Source organism: Pradoshia eiseniae, assembly GCF_002946355.1.
Lineage (GTDB): Bacteria > Bacillota > Bacilli > Bacillales > Pradoshiaceae > Pradoshia > Pradoshia eiseniae.
The window spans coordinates 122,211-146,916 of record NZ_PKOZ01000005.1; the positions used below are offsets into that span (position 1 = coordinate 122,211).

General features: G+C 41.8%; 25 protein-coding genes and 1 riboswitch. Of the genes, 2 read left to right on the plus strand and 23 right to left on the minus strand.

The window, feature by feature from the left end; all coding sequences use genetic code 11:
- Positions 1-3: 3 nt before the first annotated feature.
- The 14 genes from sufC to CYL18_RS10625 all read right to left on the minus strand — a co-directional run bounded on the left by sufC (position 4) and on the right by CYL18_RS10625 (position 13,892).
- Positions 4-789, minus strand: coding sequence for a Fe-S cluster assembly ATPase SufC (gene sufC / locus CYL18_RS10565; protein ID WP_104849475.1), 786 nt, complete (start codon positions 787-789; stop codon positions 4-6).
- Between the two features lie 247 nt (positions 790-1,036).
- Complete coding sequence (locus CYL18_RS19390; protein ID WP_201741268.1) at positions 1,037-1,186, minus strand: hypothetical protein; 150 nt, start codon at positions 1,184-1,186, stop codon at positions 1,037-1,039.
- A gap of 262 nt (positions 1,187-1,448) precedes the next feature.
- On the minus strand, positions 1,449-2,279 hold the full coding sequence (locus CYL18_RS10570; protein ID WP_330847584.1) for a MetQ/NlpA family ABC transporter substrate-binding protein: 831 nt from the start codon (positions 2,277-2,279) through the stop codon (positions 1,449-1,451).
- Between the two features lie 15 nt (positions 2,280-2,294).
- Positions 2,295-2,963, minus strand: a complete 669-nt coding sequence (locus tag CYL18_RS10575; protein ID WP_104849477.1) for a methionine ABC transporter permease — start codon at positions 2,961-2,963, stop codon at positions 2,295-2,297.
- Positions 2,960-3,991, minus strand: coding sequence for a methionine ABC transporter ATP-binding protein (locus tag CYL18_RS10580; protein WP_104849478.1), 1,032 nt, complete (start codon positions 3,989-3,991; stop codon positions 2,960-2,962). The genes CYL18_RS10575 and CYL18_RS10580 overlap by 4 nt, the downstream gene beginning before the upstream one ends.
- A 114-nt stretch (positions 3,992-4,105) precedes the next feature.
- Positions 4,106-4,224, minus strand: a riboswitch (SAM riboswitch).
- A 93-nt stretch (positions 4,225-4,317) separates the two neighbouring features.
- Entirely contained in the window at positions 4,318-5,634 is a 1,317-nt protein-coding gene (locus CYL18_RS10585; RefSeq protein WP_104849479.1) for an O-acetylhomoserine aminocarboxypropyltransferase/cysteine synthase family protein, read from the minus strand.
- A gap of 442 nt (positions 5,635-6,076) precedes the next feature.
- Positions 6,077-6,337 (minus strand): Lar family restriction alleviation protein, encoded by a 261-nt coding sequence (locus CYL18_RS10590; protein ID WP_104849480.1) that lies wholly within the window; start codon positions 6,335-6,337, stop codon positions 6,077-6,079.
- A gap of 256 nt (positions 6,338-6,593) precedes the next feature.
- Positions 6,594-6,851 carry a thioredoxin family protein gene (locus CYL18_RS10595; RefSeq protein ID WP_236636380.1) on the minus strand — a complete coding sequence of 86 codons (258 nt, stop codon included), beginning with the start codon at positions 6,849-6,851 and terminating at the stop codon, positions 6,594-6,596.
- A gap of 29 nt (positions 6,852-6,880) precedes the next feature.
- A complete protein-coding gene (locus CYL18_RS10600; RefSeq protein WP_104849578.1) occupies positions 6,881-7,213 on the minus strand; it encodes a toprim domain-containing protein in 333 nt (110 codons plus the stop codon).
- Between the two features lie 323 nt (positions 7,214-7,536).
- Entirely contained in the window at positions 7,537-7,920 is a 384-nt protein-coding gene (gene gcvH / locus CYL18_RS10605) for a glycine cleavage system protein GcvH (protein WP_104849482.1), read from the minus strand.
- A gap of 74 nt (positions 7,921-7,994) precedes the next feature.
- Positions 7,995-8,348 (minus strand): arsenate reductase family protein, encoded by a 354-nt coding sequence (locus CYL18_RS10610; RefSeq protein ID WP_104849483.1) that lies wholly within the window; start codon positions 8,346-8,348, stop codon positions 7,995-7,997.
- A gap of 79 nt (positions 8,349-8,427) precedes the next feature.
- Positions 8,428-10,212 (minus strand): acyl-CoA dehydrogenase family protein, encoded by a 1,785-nt coding sequence (locus CYL18_RS10615; RefSeq protein ID WP_104849484.1) that lies wholly within the window; start codon positions 10,210-10,212, stop codon positions 8,428-8,430.
- 81 nt (positions 10,213-10,293) lie between these two features.
- A complete protein-coding gene (locus CYL18_RS10620) occupies positions 10,294-11,472 on the minus strand; it encodes an acetyl-CoA C-acetyltransferase (RefSeq protein ID WP_104849485.1) in 1,179 nt (392 codons plus the stop codon).
- Positions 11,473-11,501: 29 nt separating this feature from the next.
- Positions 11,502-13,892 (minus strand): 3-hydroxyacyl-CoA dehydrogenase/enoyl-CoA hydratase family protein, encoded by a 2,391-nt coding sequence (locus CYL18_RS10625; protein WP_104849486.1) that lies wholly within the window; start codon positions 13,890-13,892, stop codon positions 11,502-11,504.
- A 177-nt stretch (positions 13,893-14,069) separates the two neighbouring features.
- Here CYL18_RS10625 and CYL18_RS10630 point away from each other — a divergent pair, with 177 nt between their 5' ends.
- Entirely contained in the window at positions 14,070-14,198 is a 129-nt protein-coding gene (locus CYL18_RS10630) for a YuzL family protein (RefSeq protein WP_104849487.1), read from the plus strand.
- A gap of 74 nt (positions 14,199-14,272) precedes the next feature.
- Here CYL18_RS10630 and arcC read toward each other — a convergent pair whose 3' ends face one another.
- The 8 genes from arcC to CYL18_RS10670 form a co-directional block, all read right to left on the minus strand.
- Complete coding sequence (arcC, locus tag CYL18_RS10635) at positions 14,273-15,238, minus strand: carbamate kinase (protein WP_104849488.1); 966 nt, start codon at positions 15,236-15,238, stop codon at positions 14,273-14,275.
- Positions 15,239-15,282: 44 nt separating this feature from the next.
- Positions 15,283-16,698: an arginine-ornithine antiporter gene (gene arcD / locus CYL18_RS10640; RefSeq protein WP_104849489.1), complete on the minus strand. Its 1,416-nt coding sequence runs from the start codon at positions 16,696-16,698 to the stop codon at positions 15,283-15,285.
- Between the two features lie 56 nt (positions 16,699-16,754).
- Complete coding sequence (gene argF / locus CYL18_RS10645) at positions 16,755-17,768, minus strand: ornithine carbamoyltransferase (RefSeq protein ID WP_104849490.1); 1,014 nt, start codon at positions 17,766-17,768, stop codon at positions 16,755-16,757.
- Positions 17,769-17,811: 43 nt separating this feature from the next.
- Positions 17,812-19,044 carry an arginine deiminase gene (arcA, locus tag CYL18_RS10650; protein ID WP_104849491.1) on the minus strand — a complete coding sequence of 411 codons (1,233 nt, stop codon included), beginning with the start codon at positions 19,042-19,044 and terminating at the stop codon, positions 17,812-17,814.
- 245 nt (positions 19,045-19,289) lie between these two features.
- Positions 19,290-19,754, minus strand: a complete 465-nt coding sequence (argR, locus tag CYL18_RS10655; protein WP_236636381.1) for an arginine repressor — start codon at positions 19,752-19,754, stop codon at positions 19,290-19,292.
- Between the two features lie 68 nt (positions 19,755-19,822).
- Complete coding sequence (locus CYL18_RS10660; RefSeq protein WP_104849492.1) at positions 19,823-20,446, minus strand: hypothetical protein; 624 nt, start codon at positions 20,444-20,446, stop codon at positions 19,823-19,825.
- Between the two features lie 86 nt (positions 20,447-20,532).
- A complete protein-coding gene (locus CYL18_RS10665; RefSeq protein WP_104849493.1) occupies positions 20,533-21,219 on the minus strand; it encodes a Crp/Fnr family transcriptional regulator in 687 nt (228 codons plus the stop codon).
- A 399-nt stretch (positions 21,220-21,618) separates the two neighbouring features.
- Positions 21,619-22,788 carry an FtsW/RodA/SpoVE family cell cycle protein gene (locus tag CYL18_RS10670; RefSeq protein ID WP_104849494.1) on the minus strand — a complete coding sequence of 390 codons (1,170 nt, stop codon included), beginning with the start codon at positions 22,786-22,788 and terminating at the stop codon, positions 21,619-21,621.
- Positions 22,789-23,029: 241 nt separating this feature from the next.
- On the opposite strand from CYL18_RS10670, the gene CYL18_RS10675 reads away from it, so the two are divergent.
- Positions 23,030-23,872: an MBL fold metallo-hydrolase gene (locus CYL18_RS10675; RefSeq protein WP_104849495.1), complete on the plus strand. Its 843-nt coding sequence runs from the start codon at positions 23,030-23,032 to the stop codon at positions 23,870-23,872.
- A 125-nt stretch (positions 23,873-23,997) separates the two neighbouring features.
- Here the strand turns inward: CYL18_RS10675 and CYL18_RS10680 are convergent, their stop codons facing one another.
- Entirely contained in the window at positions 23,998-24,513 is a 516-nt protein-coding gene (locus CYL18_RS10680) for an acyl-CoA thioesterase (RefSeq protein WP_104849496.1), read from the minus strand.
- Positions 24,514-24,706: the final 193 nt, after the last annotated feature.

Sequence of the window (24,706 nt, forward strand, 5' to 3'; positions counted from 1 at the left end):
TGCTTAAGCTTCGATTTCTACTGTTTCGTCTTCAATGCCTAGCTCTTCTTTAATCCACTCATAGCCTTCAGCCTCTAGACGCTGCGCAAGCTCTGCACCGCCGGATTTTACGATTTTCCCTTGCATCATAACATGTACATAATCAGGAGTAATGTAGTTCAATAGACGTTGGTAGTGAGTGATCATTAAGCAGCCAAAATCTTCGCTTCTCATTTGGTTAATGCCTTTAGAAACGACTTTAAGTGCATCAATATCAAGACCGGAGTCAATTTCGTCAAGGATAGCGATAGATGGCTGAAGCATCATCAATTGAAGGATTTCATTACGTTTCTTCTCTCCGCCTGAGAATCCTTCGTTCAAGTAACGCTGTGCCATATCCGGATCCATTTCCAATAGCTCCATTTTCTTATCCATTTCCTTGATGAATTTCATCAATGAAATTTCATTTCCTTCTTCGCGTTTACTGTTGATTGCAGAACGCATGAAATCAGCATTTGTTACGCCGGAAATTTCGCTTGGGTACTGCATTGCCAAGAATAGACCAGCTTTAGCGCGCTCATCTACTTCCATTTCAAGCACATCTTCTCCGTCCATTGTGATAGATCCGCTTGTTACTTCATATTTAGGATGGCCCATGATTGCTGAGGATAATGTAGATTTCCCTGTACCATTTGGACCCATGATTGCGTGGATTTCTCCACCTTTAACCTCAAGATTAACGCCTTTAAGAATTTCTTTGCCATCGATTGCAACATGTAAATCTTTGATTGTAAGTACTGAACCAGCCATACTTATACCTCCAATATTATAGTCATCTAAAGTTTTAGATTATTTCTATTCTCAATTTATTCTCATTCCAATATTATAACAAATACCATTTAGATTCAACTTTTTGAATCCTCTAAAGCCCTTAATCCAAAGCATACTTTCCTGCCATAGCAATTCCTGTTTAAGGAATATTATAAGGTTATTTTATAAGAAAGAAAAGAACCAGCAATTATTTGCTGGCTCTGTTTCTAGGTCTATAGGATCATCATTAAAAGACTCGTCGGTTCAAATCATTTACAATCTCATTACTTTTTAAATAACTGTTCTCTCTTCGTTTCTCTACTCGCATGCGCACATCCAGTTTCTGGTTATATTGTTCATACCCAATTCCATGCGCCTGCCTCATGGCTTTTTCCATTTCGTTTGTCACTCTGAGATGCAGCTGATTGTCAAAAATAATGAATCATTCCTTTCCATTTATTAACATAACATTATCACTTTATGTGAGAGCTCTCAATGTCTATATACCACGATGAGCGTTTCTTAAAAGTGATTTTTCCAATTTCTTCTTTGAATTACTCCAGCTTTCTGAAAATTGCCCGCCATATGATTTCATACGAACGCTATATATAATAGTAGAAAAAGGTGCATCCCAAAAATTTTGGGATGCACCTTTTTTATTATTTTGCCGGGATGACAGAACCTTTATATTCTTCATTGATGAAGTTTTGGATATCCTCGGATTGAAGGACTTCCACCAGTGTCTTGACTGCTTCATTATCTTTGTCTTCTGTACGAATAGCGATAATGTTCACATACGGGTTATCCTCTGGGCTTTCAAGCGCAATTGCATCTTCCGAAGGAACAAGATCGGCATCAATGGCATAGTTGGAGTTGATCAAGACAGCGTCGCCTTCATCATTATTGTAAACTTGCGTAAGCATTGGCGCTTCAATATCTGTTTTAAACTTAAGGTTTTTTGGATTTTCAGCGATATCATCAACCGTTGCTTTAACTTTCTCCACGTCTTCCTTCAATGTGATAAGACCTTCTGCTTCAAGCATGGACAGGATACGGCCATGATCAGCGACAGAGCTGCTCATGATAATTTCTGCTCCTTTTGGCAAATCCTCTAAGCTATCATATTTTTTTGAATAAACGCCGATTGGTTCGATATGAATACCGCCAGCATTAGCGAAATCATATTCATTATCTGCCACCTGTTGTTCGAAATACGGAATGTGCTGGAAGTAGTTCGCATCAATCGAGCCATCCTCTAATGCTTTATTCGGCATTACATAATCGGTAAATACTTCGATTTCCAAATCAATGCCCTTTTCTTTAAGCAATGGCTTCGCTTGCTCTAAAATCTCAGCATGCGGCACATTTGAAGCCCCTATCGTTAATTTCTTTTCGTCCCCATCACCTGAGCCTGAATCCTCTGAACTGCCGCAAGCAGCCAAAATTAATGTGAAGCAAAGTACTAAAATGAATGATAACTTCTTTTTCAACTCCATCTTCCTCCCTTAACGTTTATCCAGTTTCCTGGTTATGCTATCTCCAATAAATTGGAGGATAAACACAATAATCAATACTACGATGGTCGCCACCAAGGTCACATCAGACTGGCCGCGGCTGAAGCCTTCTAAATAGGCAAGGTTTCCTAATCCGCCTGCTCCTATCATGCCTGCCATCGCAGTATAGCCAACTAGCGCAATCGCCGTCACGGTAATACCTGATACGAGTGCCGGCAGTGATTCCGGAATTAATACCTTCCTTATAATCGTGAAGGTTGTTGCTCCCATTGACTTAGCGGCTTCAATAACCCCTTTATCAATTTCCCGCAAGCCGATTTCGACCATCCGTGCATAAAATGGCGCTGCCCCAATAATTAACGCTGGCAACGCGGCATTCGCACCAGTGATTTTCCCAACAAGAGCTTTTGTGAATGGAATCAGCAAAACAATTAATATGATGAACGGGATGGAGCGGAATATGTTAACAAACGCCGCAACAATCCCATAGATTAATTTGTTTTCCCAAAGATTCCCCTTAGATGTCAGAAATAATAAGAGGCCAAGGATGATACCAAGAAAAAAGGTTGCCACTAGCGCTATGATTGTCATGTATATAGTCTCTTGGGTTGCCTCAGAAATGCGTTCCCATACGACATTCGGAAAATATGTCTCTATCATTCTGAAATCACCTCCACACCGATATCTTGCTTATGAAGATAGTCAATCGCTCTTGAAACTTCTGCTTGTTCCCCATCCACATGGATGAATAATGTGCCATATGAACCATTCTGCGTTTGAGATATTTTCCCTTGCAGGATATTCACATTTATTTTGTATGAGCGAATGACATCTGAAAGCACCGGTGTTTCCGCTGATTCACCGATAAAGGATAACTGGACCACTTGCCCAGTCGGGTAGGCCTCAAGCAAGTGTTCAATGGTTTCCTTCGTTTCCTCAGGCTCCGTCACTTGCTGAACAAAACGCTTTGTGATTGGTGCCGCTGGTTTCTTGAACACATCGAGCACCTGTCCAGTTTCCACGACCTTGCCCAATTCCATAACTGCAACACGATGACAAATCTTACGAATGACATGCATTTCATGCGTAATCAGGACAATGGTCAATCCTAGACGTTTATTGATGTCGACCAATAAATCAAGAATATCATCCGTTGTTTGCGGGTCGAGTGCAGAGGTTGCTTCATCACATAAGAGCACCTTAGGATTATTTGCCAGCGCCCTCGCAATTCCGACACGCTGTTTTTGGCCCCCGCTCAATTGGGACGGATAGGCATCCTCTCTGCCCTCAAGACCTACTAGCTTGATAAGCTCCTGTACCCTAGCTTTTCGTTTCTTTTTCGGTACCTTTGCTATTTCTAGAGGAAACTCAATATTTTCACTAACGGTTCTAGACCATAGGAGATTAAAGTGCTGGAATATCATGCTCACTTCTTTGCGCGCTTCTCTTAATTCCCTTCCTTTAATGGCGCCCATATCCCGGCCAGCGACCTTTACTGTTCCTTTTGTCGGTTTTTCCAAACCGTTCAACATGCGGATGAGCGTACTCTTTCCGGCACCGCTATATCCAATGATCCCAAAAATCTCACCTTGCTCGATTGATAAGGATACATGATCAACAGCTTTAATGGATGTACCTTTTTTAAAAGTTTTCGTAAATGTCTTGGATACATCGTTCAACGTGATCATTCAAATCTTCACCTGCTCTTTCTTCAAATGCTCCACAAGGGATTTCACTCAATAAAAAATGCCTTTCTGCTATGAGCAGAAAGGCATGGATAATTAAATTATGCATGTTCCTTTCTCTCATCTTCCAGGACTACTACGTTCCTGTGTGAATTGGCACCTTTTCAATCATGTTATCATGATTGCCGGTTGCCGGGCTTCATAGGGCACATTCCCTCCACCTCTCTGGATAAGAGTCGTCGATTCATTCAATTAGCTTACTGAATGTTATCCTATCATGGAGAAGAACAGGGTGTCAACAAGGACTTACTATTTGGCGCAAAATTCTATCATTTAGAAGTAATAGATTGAGAGCTAATGCCAGTCGCCTTCTCAATAGCGATTTCCAGCTCTTCAATTAAATCTTCTACATTCTCAATCCCGATTGAAAGACGAATAAGATCCTCGGTGACACCAGAGGCCTTCAAATCTTCACTGCTCAGCTGCTGGTGGGTTGTGCTTGCCGGATGGATAATTAAGCTCTTCGCATCGCCAACATTGGCAACATGTGACCAAAGCTCAATCGAATCGATTAATTTTTTCCCGGCATCTCTTCCGCCCTTGATACCAAAGACAACGACGGCCCCTGCTCCCTTCGGCAGATATTGATTCGCCAGCTCATAATCAGGATGATCTACATCTCCTGGGTATAGAAGCCAGCTGACGGCTGGATGCTGCTTTAGATATTCAATGATCTCCTCGGTATTTGCGATATGCTCCTTCATTCTTACATGCAGGGTTTCAAGACCAAGAATGAATTGGAAGGCATTATACGGACTTAAGGCTGGACCCAAATCTCTTAGAAGCTGGACTCTGGCCTTGGTGATATAGGCAGCTTCCCCTACCGCCTCGCTATAGACGATATCATGATAACTAGGATCAGGCTCTGTAAATCCTGGGAACTTCGGAGAATTCCAGTCAAACTTCCCAGAATCAATGATAATTCCGCCCAAGGTCGTTCCATTCCCTAAAAGCCATTTTGTTGCGGAATGAACAACAATATCAGCACCGTGCTCAATTGGACGGCATAGATACGGGGTGGCAAATGTATTATCAATAATCAGCGGGATTCCTTCTGCATGGGCAATCTCAGCCACTCTCTTGATATCAAGCACACTTAAGCTTGGATTGCCGATTGTTTCTGCAAACACAGCTTTTGTCTTTGATGTAATCGCTCGTTTGAAATTCTCCGGGTCGGATGAGTCAACAAACTTCACTGCTATGCCGTATTTAGGAAGAGTTGTTGCGAATAAATTATAGGTCCCGCCATACAGAGTCGACGCCGCTACAATTTCATCACCAGCACCGGCGATATTAAGAATGGAGAGTGTGATAGCCGCTTGTCCGCTCGCCACAGCCAACGCTCCGATTCCGCCTTCAAGCTCAGCCACTCTCTCCTCAAAAACACTAGATGTAGGGTTGTGAATCCTCGTATAAATATAGCCGGGTTCTGCTAAGCCAAATAAATTTGCCGCATGATCGGTATCCTTAAATAAGTAGGCATTAGACTGATAAATTGGCACAGACCTCGCCCCTGATAAGGCATCCTCTTGCAAGCCACCATGAATTCCCACGGTTTCAAAACGGTACTTCTTCTTATCTCCCATTTGTCGACACCCCTTTACACATTATTTGATTTCCCGGAAAATATAAAACCCCTCGGAAGAAGAAGGCAGGTTCAATTCTCCTATCCTTACCTTCTGGAATTCAATCCCGCAGGAATTATCACCATGCTTCATAAACCACTGTGATACCTGTTGCCGGGCTTCAGCGGGCAAGCCGCAAAATATCCCTCCATATGAATTAATTCATAGCCGTATTACTTCCCAAAGACTTTGAAAAGAAGAGGACATCAAGAAAAAATACAGGAATAGGAAAGAGCGGTCTGCACCGCCCTTTTGTACGCATATCATAACATGTCATTTTTACCATATCAAGAATATTCAGTCTTTTTATCTTAAATTTCTACAAATGAGATTTTTTATATATGTTTACTGTTTCGGTTGCTTCTCAATTTGCTCGACAAGCTCTTTTTCCGTTTGGTAAACATCAATAGTCAGCCATCTTATGTTCTTTTGGCCTTTTTTCTTCGCTCTCTTTTGTGCTTCGCTCATTTTCTGTCCTCTTGTTCCACGCTTCAATTGCTTCCATAACATCCTGACGCATTATGTTTGCTCCACAAGCCAAGCAACAGACACGCTGCATTGGTACATTTCCATTATACCCGTCAAACGGATTATAAGGACGGATATTTATTCCTCTCTTGTCTCCACCGCAAAACGGACATGGCTTCAATTCAACTGTGCTCATCGTTCTCTCCTTTCAGCAAATCAGGGTTTTTGCGGACATAAACGATATAACCTGTTTAATAGGCTCGATAGCAAACATCTCTATATCGCAAATTCTGCTTTTGTGAACAGCTAACAACCTTCTTTTAAAGAATACGGGTTGTTTAAAACAATATCACAGAAAAAAAAGGAGTCAATAAATAATTATGAATCTTTAAATAATTATACTGATAAAGAAAGCCTCTATCCCTATGAGGATACAGGCTAAGTCCATTACCCTATAAATCTCGCAGCCGTTCAACAATGTATGGTACGGATTGAAAGGCGTATATTTTGTCGACTTCCTCTTCTTTATGTAATAGGATCAGACATGGTACACTCTCAATTTGGTATCTTTCAGAGAGCTCCTTCGCATAATTCAAGTCAACCCTATCAATTTCTACATCGCGAACAATCTCTTCTGCAACATCTAATATTTTTCCTGCCACTTGGCAAGTTCCGCATAACGGGGTGTATGCATAAATAGCCTTCTTCATGAAGCTTCTTCTTCCCTCCATTTAATCTCTTAAAGAATCGTTTTCACGAGGATGTTCGCTCTTTGTAAAACGTCGGCCACATGGGTGCGTGGAGCATCCTCGACTTCCCTATATACAGGTTCTATATACAAATGCTTGGCATTTGGCATCTCTCTTCGTAATTGCTTTCTTAATTTCTCGCCGCTATCATCAGCATCAACAAGAATATATACGTCCAAGCCCTCTAGCCGATCAACTAATTCATCCAGCTTTTCCAATCCAATTGTTCCGTTCGTGCAAATAATTTCTGCATCTTCATCCAAAACGGAAAGTACCTTTCTGCGATCGCGATTGCCTTCTACAATGATGACTTTGTCTGACATTTCATCACCTTTTCTCATAATTGATCCCTATTTCTATTATACGTATCATACCCTATGAAGTGAAAAAGTAACAAATCTGCTTGTATCCGTTTCTATGTCTGTTCGTTAGTAATTTTATACTGGATGAATCATGTTTTTCGGCATAATTGGTGAGATTTTAGGATAAGTGCATACTTAGAACCCGACTGCTGAAAATACATTTCACTTTCAGCCAGAATGTATAAACATAAAAAAACTGCCGGCCAAATAAGAGAATTTGATCGGCAGCCTTAAAGGGAGATACATAATCGACATATACTTCCCTTTCTCGTATTATTCGATTATCAATCTTCGTTTATAACCCTTTCATATTGATCCGCATTTAGCAATTCATCCAGTTCGCTGCTGTCAGATGGCTCAACGATAATCATCCAAGCTTTTTCATACGGAGATTCATTTACGAATTCAGGGCTGTCACTTAAGCTTTCATTAATAGCCACAACTTTCCCGCTGATTGGCGCATAAAGCTCAGAGACTGTCTTAACGGATTCTACGCTTCCAAACGGTTCATCTTTCTTAATCTCGTCATCCACTTCAGGAAGCTCAACAAACACGATATCGCCTAGCTCTGCTTGGGCGAAATCAGTGATGCCGATACGAACTGTGCCATCCTCTTGCTTTACCCACTCATGCTCTTTTGTGTATTTTAAATCCTTTAGTATACTCATTTTTGCTCTACCCCCATGTTAATGTAGTTCCTTCTTCACTATCATGACATCAAACGGAATTTTTGACAATTCATTCAAGCCCATATTGATTGATAAAGATCTTCCTTAAAGCCGACCGTCACTTTTTCCCCCTCATAAGCAATGGGACGCTTAATTAACATTCCGTCAGAGGACAGCAAGGATAGCATTTCATTCTCAGACATGTCCTTCAGCTTATCCTTCAGTCCGAGCTCACGATATTTCATTCCGCTTGTGTTAAAGAACTTTGTTAAAGGGAGTCCGCTTTTTTCATAGATAGCTTTTAACTCTTCCTGAGTTGGCGGAGCTTCAGCGATATGAACCGCTTCATAGGAAATGCCATGGTCATCTAACCACTTTTTTGCTTTCCTGCAAGTTCCGCATTTTGGGTACCAATAAAACGTCATCATCTCTTTTCACCTCACTTGAAGCATACCATATCCAGAAGAAAAAAGCCCAGCAGATGCCAGGCTTCAAAACGACTTACAATTATAGGACAAAGCGCTCTGCATCAACGATTTTCACAGCAGCTTCTCGCTTCAGCGCAATCACGTTTACTGGTGTGAATCGCGTGAATTTACGAAGAGCAGAAGTCATCATGCGGAGTGTATCTCCTGTTTCAGTGGCAACAAGCGTTTCTTTCGCATGCTTCTCAATTTCACCAAAGGCTTCTTGGCAGAAGATTTGCGTATACAGAAGTTTTTGCTTGTTTTTCTCAAGGCCAGTTGCGCGAACCGCTTTTTCAGTACGAAGGACAGCGGATTCCATTGCATAGACGAGTGATGCGATATCAGCGATATTCACAAGAATCTCTTGTTCTTTTTCAAGCTCTGTGCCGAATTTTTGGGCAGCAAGACCAGCAATCATGATACCAATTTTCTTCGCATTTTTCACTAGTAGTTTTTCTTGATCGAGCGGCTCCTCACCAGCTTCTTCTGGCATCATCATCATAAGGCCTTCTGATAACTCTTGTGCCTTTTGAAGCAGCGGAAGCTCACCCTTAAGCGCCTTTTTCAAGAAAGTGCCTGGCACAAGCAAACGGTTAATTTCATTTGTTCCTTCGAAAATACGGTTGATACGGGAGTCACGGTACATTCTTTCAATCTCATATTCAGCCATGAAACCATATCCGCCATGAATTTGAACACCTTCATCGACAACATAGTCTAATACTTCCGAAGCAAAGAATTTATTGAGAGAGCATTCAATGGCATACTCCGCAATGGATTGCGCCACTGCTTTTCCGTCTTTTACTTCTTCATCGCTCAAGCGGCTCATTCTTTCTTCAAATAAACCAACCGTTCTGTAAACGGAGCTTTCTGAAGCATAGATTTTGGAAGCCATTGTCGCAAGCTTCTCCCTTGTTAAATTAAAGGATGAGATAGGCGTTTTGAACTGCTGGCGCTGATTCGCATAGCTTGATGCAAGCTCAAGTCCGCGTTTTGCCGCTCCGACTGCACCTACTCCTAATTTATAGCGACCAATATTCAAAATGTTAAAGGCGATGACATGACCGCGCCCTGCTTCACCCAATAAGTTCTCAACAGGCACCTCTGCATCTTCTAGAATGAGTGTACGAGTTGAAGAGCTTTTGATTCCCATTTTCTTTTCTTCTGCCCCTGTAGAAACACCTGGGTATTCTCTTTCTACGATGAAGGCGGAGAATTTATCGCCATCGATTTTTGCATAGACAACGAATACATCAGCAAATCCAGCATTCGTGATCCATTGTTTTTCCCCATTAAGGATGTAATGAGTACCAGCTTCATTTAATTTGGCTGTTGTTTTTGCGCCAAGGGCATCAGAACCAGAGCTTGGCTCTGTCAATGCGTAGGCAGCCAATTTCTCGCCAGTAGCAAGAAGCGGCAGATACTTTTGCTTTTGCTCCTCATTACCGAATAGCACGATTGGAAGGGAACCGATTCCAACATGGGCACCATGTGTAATGGAGAAGCCGCCAGCACGGGACATTTTCTCTGAAATGAGCGCAGAGCTGACTTTATCTAAACCAAGTCCGCCATACTCTTCTGGCACATCAGCGCCGAGCAGTCCCAGCTCTCCAGCCTGTTTTAATAGTTTGACAGAGCGATCGAATTCATGCTCCTCCAAATATTCCACTTGCGGAAGCACTTCATTGGCCACATATTCATCTGTTGTTTTCGCAATCATTTTGTGCTCATCTGAGTAATCTTCTGGTGTGAACATTCTCTCCGCATCGATATCTTCGATTAAGAACGCTCCGCCTTTTAACACTTCTTCTGTATGATTTGCCATTTTTCGTTCCTCCTTATGTTTTAAGCCCCGGCAATGAAGAGACTATCTCCTATTGCCGGCAGTTAAGTTGCTTTTTATCTATTAAGCAAGTAATTCGAATACACCTGCAGCACCCATCCCGCCGCCGATGCACATTGTAACCACACCGAACTGCTCATTGCGTCGTTTCATTTCATGCAGAAGACTGAGCGTCAATTTTGTTCCAGAGCAGCCTAACGGATGCCCTAAGGCGATTGCTCCACCATTTACGTTAACCTTCTCTTCATCTAAGCCCAAATGACGAATAACTTGGATGGACTGGGAAGCGAAAGCTTCATTCAATTCGAACAAACCGATGTCAGACAAGCTTAATCCAGCGAGCTTTAATGCCTTTGGTATAGCTTCAACAGGACCGATTCCCATAATCTCAGGAGGCACACCTGCAACCGCGAAGGAATGGAATTTCAAAAGCGGTTTTAGCCCTTCTGCCTCAGCCTTCTCCTTATCCATTAGCAGGACAGCAGCAGCGCCGTCACTTGTTTGCGAGGCATTCCCTGCTGTGACCGTGCCTGTAATTGAGAATGCCGGGCGAAGCTTGCCAAGCACTTCAATAGTCGTTCCCGGACGAACACCTTCATCTGTATCAAACCGAACCTGCTTTTCAACCAATTTATTATCAGCACCAACCTGACGGAGGGTTACATCAACCGGTACGATTTCATCCTTGAACTTCCCTTCAGCAATCGCATTTGCAGCCTTCTCATGGCTTCGCACTGCAAATGCATCCTGATCCTCACGGGAAATATTGAATTTCTTCGCTACCTCTTCAGCTGTATGCCCCATTCCCATGTAATATTCTGGAGCTGTTTCAGCTAATGTAGCATTAGGACGGACGACATGCCCCATCATAGGAACCATACTCATTGATTCCACGCCTCCAGCCAGTACGGTATCTGAATGGCCGAGCATAATACGTTCTGCTCCATAGGCAATCGATTGAAGTCCAGAGGAACAATAGCGATTGATTGTAATTGCTGGGACATTGTATGGCAGACCGGCTAATGCGCCGATATTACGGGCGACATTCAAGCCTTGTTCTGCCTCAGGCATCGCACAGCCAAATACCATATCATCAATTGGTCCGTCATAATTATTGGCGCGCTTTAACGTTTCTTTTACAACCAGAGCACCTAAATCATCTGGTCTAACACTTGCCAGAGTCCCTTTTTTAGCTCTGCCGACTGGCGTTCTTGCTCCGGCTACTATTACTGCTTCTCTCATGCCAATCCCCCTCATTTATTGATTTACGCTTAGTTACGTAATGGTTTTCCTTTAACGAGCATGTGCTGCATACGGGCTTGTGATTTTGCTTCCTGTACAAGGCTGATGAAGGCTTCGCGCTCAAGATCAAGCAAATACTGCTCATCGACCTCAGTCCCGTAAGGAACCTTTCCTCCTGCAAGAACATAGGCAATCTTTTGAGCAATCTTTAAATCATGCTCAGAAATATAGCCCGAGTAAAGCATCGTTTGTGCTCCCAGCAGCAAGGCTGCATATCCAGGTTCACCGGAAACAGGGATTTTCTTACGAGCTGGCGCCTTATAGCCTGTGTTAGCTAACGCAAGGACAGCCTGTTTCGCATCATATAATTGATGATCTGGGTTAACGCTTATTCCATCTGCCGCGCTTAGGAAGTTATTGTCTCGTGCTTCCTCCCCAGAAGTAGATACCTTAGCAGTGGCAATTGTTTCAAAGACTTTAATCGCGATTTGCGTCAAATCAAAATCAACGCCATTTGGCAGATTATCTAAATGTTTGATATACAATTCCTTATTACCGCCGCCTCCCGGAAGCAGGCCGACTCCTGTTTCTACAAGTCCCATATATGTTTCTGTGGAAGCTTGGATTCTCGCAGCAGGCAAACAAATCTCTGCCCCTCCTCCAAGTGTCATATTGTGCGGTGCAGCAACTACCGGCTTGCGGCTGTATTTGATTTTCATCATAGCCTGCTGGAATTGACGGATAATCATATCCACGTCGAAAATATTGTCATCCTGCACTTCCATCAAAATCATAGCCAAGTTCGCGCCAACGCAGAAATTCTTGCCTTGGTTTCCGATTACCAAGCCTTTGTAATTTTTCTCAACTTCATCAATCGCGTAATTGATCATTTGGATAATATCAAAGCCAATTGCGTTATTTGGTGAATGGAATTCAAGCAGGGCGACTCCATCTCCAAGATCAATTAAGCTTGCGCCGCTATTTTTCTTGATGACGCCTTTTTGCTTTTTCAGCTGTTTCAAATTAATGACTTTCTCATTTACAGCTACTTCCTTGTAGTCCCCATCCGTATAAAAGAGCGTGCCATTTTCTCCTTCTTTATAGAAGGATGTATGGCCATTCTCAATCATTTCCTTCACCCAAACAGGAACTGAGACTCCCTCTTCCTCCATTTTCGCAACGGACTTCTCCACACCGATGGCATCCCAGATTTCAAAAGGTCCTAGCTGCCAGCCGAAGCCCCATTTCATGGCCTGGTCAATCGCCACGATTGTATCCGCAATCTCGCCAAGTAATTCAGCCGAATAGACGAGCGTCGGACTGATGACATTCCACAGCAATTCGCCAACCCGATCATCCGCGTAAATCAGTGCTTTCAACTTACGGGCAGCCCCTTTTTCTTGCTTAGCCCTTTCAAGTGATGGCGCTTTCAATTTCTTACGCTCTGTATACTCAAGCGTAGATGGGTCCAGCTCAAGGATTTCCTTGCCCTTCTTTAAGTAGAAGCCTTGGCCTGATTTGCTTCCGAGCCAGCCATTTTCAAGCATTTTCGTCATAAATTCAGGTACTTCAAATACTTTTTTCTCTTCCTCATTACTGACATTGTCATAGACATTTTTTGCTACGTGCGCAAATGTGTCTAATCCAACCACATCAAGAGTCCGGAAGGTAGCACTCTTAGGACGGCCAATCAATGGGCCTGTTACAGAATCAACTTCGCCAACACTGTAACCCCTTTCAATCATTTCACGAACGGTTACGAGTAAACCGTATGTTCCAACCCGGTTACCGATGAAGTTAGGAGTGTCTTTCGCCTCAACAACACCCTTGCCGAGAACATCTTCCCCAAATAATTTCATCGCTTGGAGAACCTCTGAGTCTGTATCCTTGGTTGGGATGATCTCCAATAATTTCAGATAGCGCGGAGGATTGAAGAAGTGAGTTCCAAGGAAGTGTTTTCGGAAATCCTCTGAGCGTCCTTCAGCCATTGCTTCAATAGAGATACCTGATGTATTGGAGCTGACGATAGTGCCGGGCTTTCTATATTTATCAATTTGCGCAAATACGCTTTGCTTAATATCGAGTCTTTCGACAACAACCTCGATGATCCAGTCACAGTCGCCGATTTTCGGCAAATCATCTTCAAAATTTCCCGCTTCAATTAACGATAAATTTTTCTTGGATGTCAGTGGTGCAGGTTTTTGCTTTAATAATTTTTGAATCGCGGTTTGGGCCAATCGATTACGGACTTGCTTGTCTTCAATAGTCAGCCCTTTCTTTTGTTCGTCTCCGGTAAGTTCTCTAGGAACGATATCTAATAGCTTAACCGGAATACCGATGTTTGCTAAATGTGCCGCGATGCCAGAGCCCATTACTCCGGAGCCTAAAACGGCTACTTTTTTAATTTGAAGGTCCAACATTAATCCCCCTTTTATTTGAATGAATGCTCATTCATTTTTGACTCAAAAAAATTTGAAACAAATATCCTATATTTATAAATATAAGAGATTTCTGTAAATTCTGCAACGAAAAAACCATAAATAGGGCATTTTTGTTTTATGCATTTGGTGAAAGCTATAAACGGAGGTGATTCATCAATGGCCAGATTAAAGAAAGATCCATCAAAGGCAGGAGTGAGCGCAGCAAGCGTGAAGGGCAATGCCGGACCGCATGCCGAAAAGCACCACGGGAAGGTAAACAGCCAAAATAATCAATTCAAAAAATAAAGATGAGGCTGTCCCTCAAAGTCATTCTTCAATGACTCATGGGACAGCCCCGTCATGTAATGTTTTTTGCCTAATCAGGCAGAGTACATTTTATTATATTCCATAGATACCCTTGTGCCTGCTTTTCCTTCAAGGGCTGCTACCACTTGATCAAGAGAGGTGATGATTGTAGTTCTGCCTTCCCTTGATTCAGCGAATTGAATGGCCGCTTCAACCTTAGGAAGCATGCTTCCAGGTGCAAATTGCCCTTCCTCCGCATATCCTTTCAAATCACTTGTGCCAACCTTATCAAGCAATTGCTGGTTCGGCTTATTGTAATTGATGTAGATATTATCAACAGCTGTAAGGATAAGAAGGATATCCGCATCAACAAGTTCAGCAAGCTTCTCTGAGGCAAAATCCTTATCGATTACAGCCTCTACACCTACTAACTCTCCATCCTTTACGACAACTGGGATTCCGCCGCCGCCTGTTGAAATGACGATTTTGCCATCTTCAACAAGTGTATTGATGCTTCTATGTTCTTGAATGCTGATTGGTTTTGGTGAAGGAACTACTTTTCTCCATCCGCGTCCTGCGTCCTCTTTAACAGAAGCGCCTGTCTCAGAAATCATTTTTTCAGCTTCTTCTTTTGTATAGAAAGGTCCAATCGGTTTTGTCGGATTGATGAAGGCTGGGTCATTTTCATCCACGACTACGCGTGTCACAATGCCAACAACCTCTTTCTCAATCTTTCTTTTGGCCAATGCTTTATCCATTGCATTTTCAAGCCAATAACCAATCATTCCTTGAGACATTGCTCCGCATGTATCAAGAGGCATTGCTGGATTTTTCTCGCAGTCAGCAGCCTTTTGCTGAAGAAGAATATTACCGACTTGCGGACCATTTCCGTGTGAAATGATAATATCATTTCCGGCTTCAACTAGACCGACAAGCTGCTCAGCTGTTTTCTCAAGCGCCATTTGCTGAGCTTTGGCACTCGCATCTCCTGATTGGATGGCGTTTCCCCCAAGAGCAATAACAATCTTTTGCCTTTTCATCAAAGTATTCCTCCTACCATGTCTAATGTTTCAAGCGAATGAGATTAAATAGTGATGGCTCCAGTGACCAATCCATAGATGGCTGCAACCGCAAAGACGATAAGTGCGGCAGAAATCGCCAAGTCTGTTTTCGTGAATACTTGTTTCACATTCGCCTCTTTTTGAACGAGATAGTAAATAGCGATGCCTGGTGCATACAGCAGCATAGTTAATAATAAGTAACCTACACCCGCGGCATAAACCATCCAGATAGCATATACGCTTGCCACGATTCCGACAAAGAGATTTTTTGCGCGATCGGCTGCTTTGTCTTGAATGGAATATTTCAATTGATAGAATGCTGTAAAGGCATATGGAATTAAAATAGCAGATGACGCTAAAGAGAATGCAAAATTGTACGCTTGTTCAGAAACAAGGAATGTTAATAAGAACACTTGGATTAATCCATTTGTTAACCATAGTGAGTTTGCTGGTGCTCCATTTTTATTTACTTTAGCAAACCAAGAAGGGAATAGCTTTTCTTTACCAGCTAGATATGGAATCTCAGAGGCTAGCAAAGTCCAGCCAAGCCATGCACCAAGTACAGAGATGATTAAGCCAAGGTTAATGAACGTTGCTCCCCAAGGTCCGACAATCTCCTCAAAAATATACGCCATTGACGGGTTAGCTAATCCAGCCACATCTGCTCTATGCATAACCCCCATAGACATGAAGGAAATTAACACATAGATAGCAAGCGTCCCGATCAAACCAATGACAGTCGCTTTACCAACGTCTTTTTTGTCTTTAGCACGAGAAGATAGAACAACCGCACCCTCAATACCAATGAATACCCAAAGAGTTACAAGCATTGTGCTTTTCGTTTGAGCCATGACATCAGAGAATTGGAAGCCTGCTCCTGTACCCCAGAAGTCATCAATGAAGATATCAGCATTGAACGCAAAAATCCCGATAATAATGAATAAGAAAATCGGAACGAGCTTAGCGATAGTTGTCACGATATTAACGAGTGCAGCTGAATGTACGCCTCTTAATACGAGACCATGAACAACCCATAACAAAACACTGGCACCAATGATGGCTGCGATATTTTGTCCGCCCTCAAAGACTGGGAAAAAGTAACCAATGGATGAGAATACGAGTGTCGCATAAGCTACGTTTCCGAGCCAAGCAGAAATCCAATATCCCCAAGCACTGTTGAATCCTAAGAATTTACCGAATCCGGCAGTGGCATAACTGAATACGCCGCCTTCAAGATCTGGTCTCTTTTCATTTAAGTTTTGGAATGAGAAAGCTAGGGCAATCATACCGATACCTGTGATAACCCAACCGATAATGCTTGCACCCGGAGAAGCAGCACCAGCCATATCGGAGGCTAAGTTAAATGCTCCTCCGCCAATCATGGACCCTACAACAATCGCGATTAGCGAAACCAGTCCAAGCTTTTTATTTCCTTCCATCTAAAATCACCTCTTAAAGTAAATGTGGAGGCAGGGAAGCCCCTGCCCCATTTTAGTTATTCTTCAATATTTCCTAGTGTTAAAGCCATTACCGCTTTGATTGTGTGCATGCGGTTTTCTGCTTGGTCAAACACTTTGGAGTGTTTGCTGCGGAATACTTCATCTGTCACTTCCATTTCGCTCAATCCGTGTTTTTCAAACACACTGCGGCCATAGGAAGTTTCAAGATCATGGAATGCTGGCAAGCAGTGCAAGAAGATTACATTCTCATTGCCTGTTTTGCTGATCATGTCCATGTTAACTTGGTATGGAGAAAGCAAGGCAATACGCTCTGCGAATTTATCTTCTTCACCCATGGATACCCAAACATCTGTATAAATAACATCTGCGCCATTTACCGCTTCATCGACATCAGATGTAATAGTTACACGTCCGCCAGATTTCTGAGCCATTTCCTTAGCCATTTCAACGATAGAGCTTTCTGGGAATAAGGATTCAGGTGAGCAAATTCTCACATCCATACCGACAAGAGCTCCGCCAATGAGCAAGCTGTTTGCAACATTATTACGGCCATCGCCAACATAAACGAATTTCACGCCTTCTAAGTGTCCGAAGTTTTCTTGAACAGTCAAGAAGTCTGCTAATGTTTGTGTAGGATGCCACATATCTGTTAATCCGTTCCATACTGGAACACCAGAGTGTTCAGCAAGCATTTCTACCTTAGAATGCTCAAAGCCGCGGAACTCAATTCCATCAAACATTCTGCCTAGTACCTTAGCAGTATCTTCAATAGACTCTTTCTTGCCAAGCTGGATATCATCTTTACCCAAGTATTCAGGGTGTGCACCTAAATCTGTGCAAGCCACTGTGAAGGCACAGCGAGTTCTTGTTGATGGTTTTTCAAAAAGAAGCGCAATGTTTTTGCCAGCCATATAACGGTGTGGAATGCCTTGTTTTTTCATATCTTTCAATTTAGCAGCAAATTCTATCATATACACAAACTCTTCTTTTGAGAAATCCTTTTCGCACAAGAAACTTTTTCCTCTGAAATCTGGTTTAGTAACAAGCATTTAGTTAATTCCCCTTCCATAATAGAACGATATATTTTTATATTTAGATATCTTCACGAACAAGCGGCATGCTCATGCAGCGTGGGCCCCCACGACCGCGGGATAATTCCGAGCTTTTAATTTCAATAACCTTAATGCCATGCTCGCGCAAGCATTGGTTAGATACATAGTTTCGATCATAAGTAACAACAACACCAGGAGCGATTGCCAGCGTGTTTGAACCATCATTCCATTGTTCACGTGCAGCTGCAATTTCATCTCCATTACCGCAAAGGATTAAATCTAATTCAGTTAGATTCAATACTTCTTTCAATGCTTCTTGAATATCTGTACGGTAAGAGATTGTTACATGCTCTTCATCTTGTCCTTTTTCAAGAATGTAAATGTTCATTTTACCGCCAGGGCCTTGAATCATCGGGTGAATCGTAAAGCTATTGCGATCTACCATTGTGAAGACCGTGTCTAAGTGCATGAATGCACGGCAGCTTGGAATTTCAATAGCAACGACTTTTTTCACCTTGTCTTGTTTCTTGAATAGATTGATAGCCAATTTCTCAATGGCTTTCGCAGATGTACGTGCTGATACACCAATTGCAACGACTTCTTCACTCAAGACAAGCTCATCGCCGCCCTCGATTGGGTTATTATAATTACGGTCAAGCCAAACAGGAATATCATGTCCTGCAAAGCGAGGGTGATGTTTAATGACATACTCCATGAACATGGATTCACGGCGACGTGCCGGCTCTCTCATATTATTGATTGATAGACCATTTCCAATCGCAGCTGCCGGGTCACGAGTGAAGTACAGGTTCGGCATTGGATCTGTGTAGAATGGATAGTGGTCTTCCATCAATTCATACAGATGTTTTCTTTTTTCAATATCAAGCTCATTCTTGCGAATACCCGCCATGATTTTGTTAACCATGTCTAGGTTAGAGAATGATAATAAGTATTCTTTTAGATTTTCATATGTACGAGGGCTCGTCATATTACTTTCTTGCAGCATCCGGCTGACAAATTCATCTTTGACTTCCGGATTGGTTAATGATTCAGCTACTAGGTTTTCAAGATATAAAACCTCTACTCCCTCATCCTGCAAAGTTTTTGCAAAATAATCATGCTCTTCTTGGATTATCGGTAAATACGGGATATCATCGAAAAGCAATCTTTCTAGATATTCCGGAGTTAGGTTTTCAACTTCATATCCTGGACGTTTCAGCATTACAGTTTTCAACTTTCCAATTTCAGAAGTTACGTGAATAGGCTTACTCAAATTACTTACCTCCTGCATCTGATTTATCTTACAGGTTCATTATAGGAAACCGTTTATTTATACATCGTGAAATTATTCACATAGAAAATGTGAAATTTTACGCAAAATTCTTCATATTTAGTGAGGTATTCGTATGTTTATTATCATCTTTTTAAGGAAAACGCTTTCTGAAATCGGGAAATTGCATAAAAAACTGTATAATACACAATATCTATTCAAAAAATTTTTTAATTAATCATATTTTATTAGCTGCTTAATGCTTTCAGCCGCTGTTCAATCACTTTTGCCTGTTCCTTCGTTTTACAGATGATTAAGGAAGTATCATTTCCGCAAATTGTTCCTGCTTTTTCTTCCCAATCCAGCTCATCCAAGACAGCTCCAATGGTTTGGGCATGACCAGGCAATGTTTTTAAGAGAATGAAATATTCAATTCTCTCCATGCTAATCAGTGCATCTTCCAGCTTTTTGCGCAGCTTGATCGTATCTAAATACTTATATTCTGCCACGAACCCATATCTTGTCCCTCCTGATTTAGCAGGGTATTTCGCCAGGTTTAACTCGCGAATATCACGTGAAATTGTTGCCTGTGTTATTTCAAGCCCATTCTTTGCCAATTCTTCCACAAGCTGTTCCTGTGTTTTAATTTCATTTTGCGTGATTACCTTCTTAATTAAAGCATGTCTCTCTTTCTTATTCATAATCTTCATCATTCTCCTCCAATCATCGTTCAGACCACATAAAAGGCCTATCCCCATTTAACTGGGCATAGGCCACTTGATTAGCTTTCTATTTGAAAATTTGGTATATCATCATGATGCTTCAGCTCTTCAGGTGAGAAGGATACTTTTATAGCTCTCTTTTCGCGCTGTTGCAAATAGGCTGTTGTCACCTTTTCTTTATGCAAGCCTTCTATCTCTGGGAATACTAGCTTAATTTGCTGTGAGTGATGCTGAAAGTTCCTGAGAACAATCGAGCACTCCACTGTTTCCCCATCGGTCCTTTGTGCACAAGAGCTTTCTTCATGTAGATATAGCACCGCATCGGCACCGGACTGACCAGAGTAGGCGTACACATCCTCACCCATTTTAAACAGATTGTTTACAGCAATAGATGGAATAACGACAGCTGCAATCAGGAATAACGGCTCCAAATATCGGAATTTCCTTCTGTGGGTTGGATATTCATCTGTGAACCATTTGATCAGCAGCAATACGCCAATAAATTGGATGCTAGCTGCCACAAGCCATACAGTAGAAAGACCGAAAAGACCCTCTTGCGTCCACGAAAACTCTTCGAACAACTGATTCCCGACCATTGATTCCTGACCTGGAAATTTAAGCACTAAGGCCAATCCAACCAGATACACCGCAGATCCCAATACATTATAGGACACTTTAATCATTGTAGCACTTCCATTCCATCCAAATATTATTAGTCCTATAATACTGGTTCAATATGTCTATTTTCAAATATATTGCATTTAAAGACCTATATAACTAATTTTTCAAAGTATTGAGGTTCATGAATGTACATCACTTTCCCTTTGATTGTTAATTTCTTCTCCCGTTTTAATTTATTTATGACCATGCTAGCTGTTTCTCTGGATGTTCCTGAAATAGAAGATATTTTTGCTGTAGTAAGAGGAATATCAATTCGAATGTAATTCGGATACTCCACACCCAAGTCCATCATTAAATATGAAATAGAATTCATCACTCTTTCCTGCGCATTCGGAATAATACCGTGCTGAATTCGCCTCTCTTGGCCTTCAAGTATTTTGCCGTACTCTTTAATCAATCTTTGAAGCAGCCGGCTATGCTTAGCCACAAACCCCTCAAACACATCTATCGATAAGTACACAACATGGACATCTGTTTCTGCAATAGCCGAATGGCAATACTCGTCTGTATCAGCAAACAGTCCATTATACGGAAATAGCGAATCTTTCTTTATGTATTGGTGGTACTGCAGACTGCCCTGCTTATTGGATTTTTCAAGGGTGACATACCCCTCCAACAAATAATACATTCGCTGCTTAGGATCCCCCTGCCAAAAAAGATACTGTCCTTTTTTGAGCTTTCTTTCATATAGAAATGGCTCCAATACGCTTAATTCTTGTTTAGTCAAGCAGGAGAACAACTCCTTCTTCTTTAAAACATCAATTATAGTACTCATACTTGTACACCCGCTTCATCCTATTTGTGCCTGCTTACTTGTTTTAATTTATATATCTAACATTTCTGCAATGCCCATCAATTGCCGACAGACGGATTAGTACTGCTTTTTTGTCTTATTGCATTCTGCATAGACAATCTATTCACCACTCCATATTATTATATCAAAATAAAAAAAGAGTATATAGAAAATTTACTAAATACTGATTTCAACATGATACTATTCACTTTTATACATATACCGCATGACCTGAACCTATTCCACTAAAGCGTCAATGGTCACCTGATATCCATCATCTATATGTCCTTTCAGCAAGTCCTCCTAATCTGTTCAGTTCCTTATTTAGAGCTTTTGCTTTTTTGTCCATAAAAAAAGAAGGGATATTTCCCTCCTTTTACATTACGTCGAAAACATGTATTTCCTATGGTGATATCGTATGCTGAAAATCAGCCCGATTGCCATCATATTGCCGAGGAGTGAACTCCCCCCATAACTCAGGAATGGCAGCGGAATGCCCGTGATTGGCAAGAGGCCAATCGTCATCCCTATATTTTCGAACACATGGAAAGTCAGCATGCAAATGACACCAACACAAATATACGTGTTATATTCATTTTTTGTCTCAAGCCCGATCTTTGTCATATTATAGATGAGCATGAAAAAGAGAATGATCACGGCGCTTGCACCAAAGAAGCCATATTCCTCGCCAATGACCGCAAAAATAAAGTCAGTATGTCCCTCAGGCAAATATACTTCTTTGTTTCCAAATCCTTTCCCTGAGGTTGTTCCAGAACCGATAGCCAGCAAGGATTTGATTAATTGGTATCCCTCTGATGAGGTGTAATTATACGGATCAAGCCAGGCATATATTCGCCCAAATTGGTATTGTTTCACGTGGAAGTATTTTTCCATAATATCTGGATGCCAGACGACTAAATAGAATATCGTTCCCACCAGCAGCAATCCGCCGCCGAACATCGGAAGCAAGATTCTCCATGTTATCCCGGAAACAAAAATCATGCCAATCATGATGGCAATCATGACGAGTGAAGTCCCAAGGTCAGGCTGCTGCATAACAAGCATTAATGGCGCACCCGTTGTTAAGCCTATTTTCATCAACAGGATGAAATCTGTTTGCATGGTTCTGATTCGATGCTTCGCATGGTGATTTTGGATAAGGGCAGATAAGGCCATAATCAAGAAGACCTTCATCATCTCTGAAGGCTGTATAGAACCTAACCCTGGCAGTTTATACCAGCTTTTCGCACCATTTATAACTGGAGCCAAGCCTTCTGGGGCAACAATCAAACCAAGCAAGAGAAGAAGACCGAGGCCATATAAATACCATGACATTTTCTTTAGCTGGTCGGCATCCAATGTCATGATTAAAAAGGCGATTGTCAATCCAACCACATACCACATAATTTGTTTAACGACAAAATTCTCCCCATATTGTCCCGTTGTCTGAGCGCTATATATAGCCAAGCAGCTCATAACAAATAGAAGGAAAATAATGAACAGCAGACCGTAATCGATCTTGGATGTGAAATTCCGATTATTGTTAGACATGTAAACTCACCATATTCTTCCTAAATTAAAGGTAAAGCCATACCCTTTATTATACTTGAACATGCTAAAATCACAACTTAAAGAATAGGCAATTTTATAACCTGAAATTATTATTATACCTTTTAAAAATCATTTCAGTCTATTTGGACTAAAACCATTTTATACCTGATTTGAAATTCCAGTTAGTAAGAAAATAAAGAGGGTAAATAAAAATAAGTAATAATAGAAGGAGGAGCATGCCATGGATGAAAAATCAAAGCAAACATTCCAGCATACATATATTCCTTTAACCTCGTTGACGAGCGGAATGGGGATAGAGGTCAAGGAAGATATTTATGTATTAAACACCCAAATTGTGAATGTTACGTTGGTCGGACTGCCAAATCATGACGATTTCGTTTTAGTTGATGCAGGGATGCCTAAGGCCGATGATGAAATCATCGAAGCAGTTGAGAAGCGATTCGGGGAGGGAAGCAAGCCAAAAGCCATTATTCTGACACATGGGCATTTCGACCATGTCGGGGCTCTCGAAGCCCTGTTAGAAAAATGGGATATTCCGGTCTATGCACATGAACTTGAACTACCCTATTTAACTGGACAAAGAAACTATCCAGAACCCAACACAAAAGCTGCAGGCGGTTTAGTCCCGGATATCGCCCGATTCTTCCCCAATCATGGCATTGATATTGGCAACAAGGTTCACCCTTTACCCGCAGATGGAACCGTTCCAGATATGCCGGGCTGGGAATGGATTCATACACCAGGCCATACGCCAGGCCATATCTCCCTTTTCCGCAAAGAAGACAGCTTCCTGATTGCAGGAGATGCCTTCGTCGGAGTTAAACAAGAGTCATTATACAAAGTACTCACCCAGAAGCAGGAGATCAGCGGACCGCCAGCCTACTTCACGACTGATTGGAATGCTGCTCGTGAATCTGTCAGAATACTGAACACCTTAAAGCCGCAATTTGCCGTCACTGGCCACGGTCTTCCACTGCTTGAAGACTACTTAACGCACAAACTGGATGAGCTAGCTGTTCATTTCGATGAAATCGCAAAGCCTGATGAACATAATAATAGATAGAAGTGAATACAAAAAGGAGCCACCCGCTAATTCAAAAAAATTGGATGGTTCCTTTTCTTTGAGCTATATCAGAATCAGGCTCTCTTTATAAACATATTGTCCAATTGAAAGAGTGTACTTGCTTTTTAGCGTTCCCACGGACGATTAGTAGTGAAGAATTCCGCCAGCTCTTTACTTTGCTTGCGATTTTCTTTGCGCTTATCTGCTCTAAAGACTGCCGTCTCGTTTAATTTCTTTTCCTCTGCTGTTTCTGGAATGACTTTAGGTACACGCGTCGGCTTGCCGCTCTCATCCATAGCAACGAATGTTAAGAAAGCAGTTGCCGCTATCTTGCGTTCCCCGGTCATCAAATTCTCTGCCGTCACCTTAACGAATACTTCCATCGAACTATTCCCTGTCCAGCTTACATACGACTCCAAGCAGACAGAATCCTCCGGAGAAATAGGAGCTAAGAAATCAACTGAATCTGTAGAGGCTGTTACAACTGCTTTTCGGCAGTGGCGTGTCGCTGAGATGGAAGCCGTCATGTCAATATCACTCATAAGCTTCCCTCCAAACAATGTGTTATGGTCATTCACATCACTTGGGAATATTCGGCTTGTTTTTACAACCCTGGATTCATTGCATGTTTTTGTTTCCATATCATCTTACCTTCTTTCTAGAAATCCAGATGCCAGTCATGGCTGGCTAAATAACTCTAACCCAATGGTATAATTAGGATAACAATATTTAATGTAACAAACTATCATTTGAGTATCAAATAACAGCCATTATCCGGAGTATATCCGGCCAACATTAAAAATGTGAAGTACAGGAGAAGGTGGCGGATTTCCG